This is a genomic window from Pedobacter sp. 10L46_2, from assembly GCF_056395165.1.
Genome location: NZ_JBFTIZ010000279.1, coordinates 1 through 7,596, shown reverse-complemented (window position 1 = coordinate 7,596; position 7,596 = coordinate 1). Strand labels below are relative to the sequence as shown.

The 7,596-nt window shown below is 38.8% G+C and carries 4 protein-coding genes and 1 pseudogene; all 5 read right to left on the bottom strand.

Annotated elements, in window-relative coordinates:
• Nucleotides 1-2,086 (bottom strand): tetratricopeptide repeat protein (locus AC1DDX_RS22270; RefSeq protein WP_477622617.1); only part of this gene is annotated, 2,086 nt, incomplete at its 3' end.
• Nucleotides 2,049-3,004 (bottom strand): annotated as a pseudogene (locus tag AC1DDX_RS22265) (DUF5107 domain-containing protein). The pseudogene AC1DDX_RS22265 and the gene AC1DDX_RS22270, both read right to left, overlap by 38 nt.
• Before the next feature lie 132 nt (nucleotides 3,005-3,136).
• Nucleotides 3,137-4,483: a sugar porter family MFS transporter gene (locus tag AC1DDX_RS22260; RefSeq protein WP_337716090.1), complete on the bottom strand. Its 1,347-nt coding sequence runs from the start codon at nucleotides 4,481-4,483 to the stop codon at nucleotides 3,137-3,139.
• Nucleotides 4,484-4,543: 60 nt separating this feature from the next.
• Nucleotides 4,544-6,490, bottom strand: a complete 1,947-nt coding sequence (locus tag AC1DDX_RS22255; protein WP_477622616.1) for a glycoside hydrolase family 97 protein — start codon at nucleotides 6,488-6,490, stop codon at nucleotides 4,544-4,546.
• Between the two features lie 3 nt (nucleotides 6,491-6,493).
• Complete coding sequence (locus AC1DDX_RS22250; protein ID WP_337716089.1) at nucleotides 6,494-7,477, bottom strand: aldose epimerase family protein; 984 nt, start codon at nucleotides 7,475-7,477, stop codon at nucleotides 6,494-6,496.
• Nucleotides 7,478-7,596 lie beyond the last annotated feature (119 nt).

The window sequence follows — 7,596 nt, the reverse complement described above, 5'->3', positions numbered from 1 at the left end:
GGCCAAGATAGCCTAAACCTTGCAAAAAATAGCAATGAACTTTATTTCTAATGTCAAGATCATCTTCAAATATTAATAAGTTTGGCAATGACACAGCAAAGTAATCAATCTTAACCTGATCATTAATGTGCTGGTTACCATAGCCTATTAGTTTATTAAATATCTGTTCAGCCTTCTCTACATTTCCAAGTTTCTTCCAGGCCAGTCCCTGATAAAATATTTTGTCAGGTTGCTGATCGTTGTAAAACATGGCTGCTGATGGTTCGTCAAGTCCCTTTGTTGCGATGTTAAAATATTTCTTTGAGTTCTCTTCGTCATTTAATCCTTTGTATGCACAACCCAGCCAGTAGAATATGTCATTCTCCTGAGCTCCATATAACTTTCCCTCACCCAGATTATGCGGATAAGTTTGTGCGTCATTTAGTAATGAGATGGCCTCTTGATACGATTCGTTCTGTATTTTTTCTTTGGCAAGCTCAATAAGGCTGCATACGTATTGACCTGAAGCTTTACCCTCTCCGCCCTCCCAGGGATGGAACTTGTGTTGCATCAGCAATTGAAGAGCTTTCTCGTTCTCGCCAAGGAAATTATATATTGATATCAAATCCAGATATACATCATCTCTTTGTAATGCGGTGTCCAAATTCTTTTCCAGAAAGCCTAAGCGTTCATTAGGACTTCTATTTAATCTCTTGTAGAGTTGATGCAGCTCCATACATAAACGATCATCCAGAGGATCCAATTCAAACGCCTTTTCGAAACAGGCTAAAGCCTTATCCTGATCATTTTGTTTATTGAAATAAGCAATACCAAGATTTCTTAACACAGTCGGAAAATCTCCATTTAATTTAGCTGAAGTCTCCCAGTAGGCAATTGCCTCATCATACTGTCGTTTGTCGTAGAATAAATTACCAAGATAGTAAGGCGCTTTTGAGTCATCAGGATTTAACTGCATGGCAGCTCTTAGAACTTTTATTTCCTGTAGCCTATTAGGAAAACATAAGTAAGAATCTGCTTCAGCGGCCGTTTGAAAATAATTACTTGCAAGCTCAGTCTGAGCCAGTTTATGGTGGAAATATCCCAGGTAATAATAAACTAATGGATTTGTCTCTTTTCCTTTGATGGCATATGTAAGTAAATCAATTGCTTCGGAGAATAGACCAGATTCTGCATAATCTATAGCATATTCAATAAAGTTCTGTTCATATCCCCTGGCTAGTGTAACTAGTTCCTTCAAATATTTTTCTTCATTTAACGCATCGTTCAATGATCTGTAAACACATACTTTCTCAAACAATGCGCCTAAATTAAATGCGTCTTTTTCCAGAGCCAGATCCGTGGTGCGAATTGATTGATCTGCCTGACGCAGCTTTCTGTAAGCCGCAGATTTTACAACATAAGCTTTACTGTTATTGGCGTTGTTATCTATCGAGTGATTAATGTGATCCAAAGAAAGTTCGTAATCTCCATTGATCATATCAATCTGTGCTACTGAGAAATAACCGCTATCTTTGTAAGCCTTATTCCATGTAGATTTGTAGAATACTTTATATGCTTCTTCTTGTTTATCTTGGAATTTAAGAGATAAGCCAAGGTTATAATATGCTTCACAATCATAAGGATTCGGATTCCTTTGGACACTGGTTTCTATAGATTTGCGAAAATAAGACTCACTCTTTTCAAATTGTCCTCGTCTCAAATACCAAAGGCCTAATGCATTGTTATTTCTTATATCTCCTGGCTCTCTTTCCAGGGCCTTTTCATAGTATGGCACAGGACTATAAGTTGCGTGTCTATACTGTTCCAGATGCTGCCCTGTTAAAAATAATTGTTCATTACTTTTGATCTCTTCAGGAGATAACGCAGGTTTTGCTGGTTCAGGGATATCATTAATTCTATTCTTTGAAGGCTCATATCTCAATAGTTCGCGCCCTTTAGCACTATTAATAACAAGCAATAGCTCATTCTCATTAAAATCTGTTCCTATGGCTATCTCTTTAACATAAACCTCCTTAGGTGTAATACTTGCTAGCTCTTCAAAATAAGTTTTATTGCCATTGGTCAGCTTTGAAAGACTTTTCCTCATTTGGCATCAACCAGGTGAAATCAGGCTGATTATCAGTAAACATACCCGTCATTAACTCAATATAAGGACCGTCTTCATCCGTCAGGTTTCTATCCCAAGCCACACCAAAGTCGCTATGCCCCCAGGTCCATTGTTTTTTGCCCGGTGAAACATGATGATTCGCAACATGAAGTAAACCCGCCTCGGTATCATGTTCATATCCTCCTACAAAATCATAATCAGAATTGATGGCCATATAAGAGGTCGGAACTGGAATATTCTTATACATTGATATATCAGTTCCTGGTGAGTAATCAACTTTGTAATAGGTACCAGTAGCAATTGGGAAGGTAGAGACATCTCGTTTTCCATGATCAAAAACGGCATTTACATCAGGAGGAAAAACAGATTGGTAATGATCATTTACCTTTACAGCCGGATTTGCCCACCATAAAAGGTTTGTGGTAGCTCTGATCTGTTTAACAGCTTAGCTTTAATTTCAATATATGCTTTATCTGGGTGAAGGGTAAAACCAGCCATTCCCTTGGTATGAAACATCTGCTCAACCTCATTAACCCAAACAGTTTTACTGCCATCACTATTTTCTTCGAGCTTATAATCAATAGCATTAAAGGTGGTTGGTCTGTGATGCTGAGGCCAGTTAAATTCTATACCTCCTGAAATCCAAGGGCCTGTTAAACCCACTAATGCAGGTTTAATTACCTGATTATAGTAAATAAAATGTCTTTTCTTTATCTTGTCATATGCCATCTGAATGCGTCCGCCTAACTCAGGCAGAATCATCATTTTGATATAGTCATTTTCCAGAAATAACCCTGTATATTGTTTGTCGATCTTTTCGTCCAGTATTTTCTCTACAACAGGATTAGGATAAACAACGCCGCTGCTTCCCTGATAAATCCTCTTTTCAAAGAACATAGGGTTTTTATTGGGCTTACCGATGCCATAGGTAGGTATGGTAACCTGCTCTTCCCAGACGTTTACGCTCATGCTTTTCATTATAATAATATTTTAAATGCTTTAGTTTTATTTGGGTTGTTTAGGCGCTCGTTAGTGTCTTACAAAATTATCTTCAAGTTCTTCCAGTGTTTGTCCTTTTGTTTCTTTAACCCTGATTTTAATAAACAGAAAGCCTAAAAAGCATACCCCTGCATATAAATAAAAAGGCCCGAAGGTGCCTAGCTTTTTGGCTAGGATTGGAAAAGTGAAAACGAGGATAAAATAAGCACCCCATAAGGAAATAATTGCCACAGAAGATGCAGCTCCACGTATTTTATTAGGAAAAATTTCAGAGATCAGCACCCATGTTACCGGGGCTAATGAAATAGCATACATACTGATGGCAAGTAGTACAAAAATGGAAATCAGACCTGCAGGGAATTGGTTCTGCAGCAGAAACGCCAGCACAATGTACACTATCGACAATCCCAGTGAGCCGATAAGCATAAGTGGTTTTCTACCCAGCTTATCTACCTGCCACATGGCCAGTAGCGTAAAAATTAGGTTTACTGCTCCTATTGCTACTGTTTCAAACAGCTGCCTGTCCAGGTTTGCACCAACAGATTCAAATATCGTAGAGGTATAATTGAACACTACATTTATGCCACATAGTTGTTGAAAAACAGCCAGTATAATACCTACTATTACAGCCGGGCGTACACTCTTTTCAAACACCGCCTTGTAAGATTGTTTCTTAATCCCGACAAGTGATTTCTCTATATCGGCGAATGTTGAATTTACAAATGATTCGGAACCAAGTTTGAGTAATACCTCTTTTGCTTTTGCCTGCTGACCTGCTTTTACAAGCCATCTTGGGCTTTCTGGCAGCCATAAGACTCCTATTAAAAATATAAGTGAAGGAACTACTCCTAAACCAAACATCCAGCGCCATGCGTCAGACCCTGCATCGGCCAGGAAATAATTTACAAGATTAGTGATCAGGATTCCTATTACTACCGTTAACTGGTTAATGGCTACATTTCGGCCCCTTACCTTAGCTGGTGAAATTTCTGCGATATACATAGGGCACAACATAGACGCCATACCCACTCCTATTCCGGCCATAAAACGCATCACTACAAACAGTGTTAAAGTTGATGAAAAAGCGATGCCTATTGATGAGAGCGCAAAGATAAGTGCTGCTATCATAAGTCCCGGTTTACGCCCGTAACGATCGGCAATGTTTCCCGCAACCAGGCATCCGGCAATGCATCCTAGTGCCAGCGATCCGGTTAAAAAGCCTTCCCACCATGCATCCAACATGAATTGAGTTCTTAAAAAAGGCAATGCGCCTGATATTACAGCAAAGTCGAACCCAAAGAGGTAACCACCCAAGGCAGAAATAAAGGAGATTCCGATGATGTACTTATGATTAAAACTTATTTTCTCTATGCTCATTTAGGTTAATTATTTGGTAGGTTAAAATTGCTGGTTTTATTCTCTTGGTCAAATAGATTATTATTTCTTAAAGATGGACTTTTCTATCATTATTGCAGCACCTCCGCCCGAAGAAAGTTTAAGGTCTATCGTGGTGTTGCTGTTTACACTAATTGTTTTAAGTTCATACTGTGTAGCATTAACATTTGAATCTTTAGTGTCTGTATAAATTTGAGCGGTATAACTTACACCTGGTTTTAAAAAGCTGAAGTTTAGTTTAAGATTTCTTGGGGTCCAGTTGGTCATTGCACCTACATACCAGTTGTCTCCTTTTCTTTTAGCCATTACCGCATATTCTGCTAGTTTAGCATCTATTACCTTTGTTTCATCAGCAACTGTTGGCACGGCTGAAAGATATTTCATAATATCAGGAGCTTTTTCATATTCAGTTGGAGAATCAGCGAGCATCCCCAGTGGCTGATCATAGATAACATACATTGCAAGTTCATGGCAGCGGGTTCCCTGTCCTGATGGTAATCCTGGATCAATAGGTTTAAACTCTGCCTTAGTTTTATTCCGCATTGCACCTGGAGTGTAATCAAATGGACCGGCAAGCATCCTTACAAATGGAATGATCAAGTGATGATCTGGATCTATGGTATTGTCCCACTTGTCAGACTCTGCTCCTCTCACAGCCTCATAGTTAACAATATTTGGGTATGTTTTTTCCAAGCCCGTTGGCTTGCTGCATCCGTGAAAATCTATCATCAGCTTTCGTTTTGCCGCTTCTTTAGCAATGAGTTCGATCCATTGGATAGCCTCCTGATCATCACGATCAAAGAAATCGACTTTGATGCCGGCAGCGCCTATAGAATTCAGGAAATCCAGATTTTTATTGAGATCTTTTAACAAAGTAGAGGCAACGCACCATAAAAATACTCCGACTTTCTTTTCCCGGGCTCTTTTTATTACACCTTGAACATCTAATTTAGGATTAACCTTTGTAAGGTCATAGTTGTTAGACCACCCTGCATCTATCATCATGTATTCGAGTTTATTTGCAGCAGCAAAGTCAACATAATAATTATATAGATCGGTATTTCTGTTCGCCATTCCTGATGGAATGCTTGCACCAGGGAGCATAGCATCGTGCCACCATTCCCATGCAGCTTTTCCTGATTTGATCCAGCTGGTATCTTTAATTTCTGAAGGACGCGCAAGCTTGGTTACCAAATGATTATTCAGTAAGTCTTTGTCATTGTCGGTTGCGATAATCACCCGCCATGGAAAAGATCTGCTTCCATCGGTTTTAGCAAGATAATCACCCCTTTCTTTTACTACAGAAACAAAATCACCCCAACTACCCATTACGGTCTTCGTTGGGAATTTTGCCCAATCGCCGATATACTGATCTCCTTGTTTCTTAATATACATGCCCGGATAACCAAATAAATCAGACTCTGCAATAACTACTTTTATTCCATTACTTTTATCATCAAAAAGTGCTGGAGTTGTGGCACGTTTACCATTTGATATTTCCGCAATTGAGGGATATTTAATGTACGGTCCTTCCCAGCTGGTATAATTGTCAGTTTCCTGAAGTATCGCTGCTGGTTTTCCATTGATATTAAAATCGGCCTTTTCTGCTACTACCTGTATAGAGTCCTTAAAACTGGTAACAAAACGATAGGCAACCCCTTCATTATAAGCTCTGAAAATTAAGGAGTAGTTCTGATCAGAAAATAAAACGGATAACTCATTGAATTCTTTATTCTTTATAACCCTTATGTTATTCACTTGTGTAGTTTTGCCAAGCACTTTGTTTTGAAGCACCATTGCAATTGCTGAGGGAAGAATTACTGTTTTGTTTTTAAATGATATGGAATAAGTGATGCTATCACCCATACTCACTTTTACTTTTAGTGTATTATTTGGAGAGTTTAATTGGAACCTTTTGTCTTTGGCAATTAGTTCTGCTGACAAGCAAAAAATTAAGAGAAGGGTTGCCAGAACCGGGTTTAGTTTCATATGCTAAGTTTGTGTGCTGAATTTATAGGTTATACTTTCCTGATATAAATGATCAGGCTCAAGTATTGTTGAGGGAAAGCTTGGGTGATTTGGACTATCGGGATAAAATTGACATTCTAAGCAGATACCATCTAATGGTTTGTATGGCTCACCTAAATGTCCATTACATCTGCTTTCAAGGTAGTCTCCGGTATAAAGCATGAGTCCGGGGTAACTGGTGTATACATCTAATACGCGTCCGGATTCCGGATCAACCAAAGTGGCAGCGGCACCGTTTTTATCTAATACATAATAGGTATTTATTCCCTTTAGATCGTTTAGCTCGCTACCGTTTGTTCTTACAAGCCTACCTGTTGGGATATAATCGGCCGCTGATTCCAGCATACTTTTCGCATTGATCTTAAGGCGGTGATTTAGGAAATTTCGATCTGCAATGGCCGACAAGTTAAAATAACAATGGTTTGTAATATTGACTATGGTTTTCCTGTCGGTTATTGCAGTATATGTTATTAAAAGCGCATTATCACTTGTCCATTGATAACAGACTTCCAAAGTAAGATTACCAGGGAAACCTCCTTCTCCATCTCTACTTAATATCTTGAAAATTAATCTGTCATCATCTACAATATAATCAAAAACTTTACTATTAACACCAGCTGACGCGCTGTGATTAGAATTGCCGTTGCTATTTGCCTCGAGCTGATAATCAATGCCATCCAGATTAAAGCTTGCTCGTGCAATTCTATTGGCAAACCGCCCTACCGTTGAACCTACATAACAAATATCTTCCAGATAACCCTGCAACTCAGGAAACCCCAGGATAACATTGCCTAACCCATTGTTTTTATCTGGCACTACAATTGAAACAACTGTAGCACCATAATTTGTTAGTTCCACAAAGGCACCGGTTTTATTCTCTATTTTAAAGAGATAGATGTCTTTATTTTTAAAGTTACCCCAAGACTTCCGCGATATGCTGCTGCTCATTATCCTTAATTGTTTGAGTAGCCAGGGTTTTGATCTGATTCACTTATGTCGTCGTTCTGTTTGATCTCCTGCAATGGAATTGGATAGCGGTTATGATATTCCTGGATACTTCCAGATTC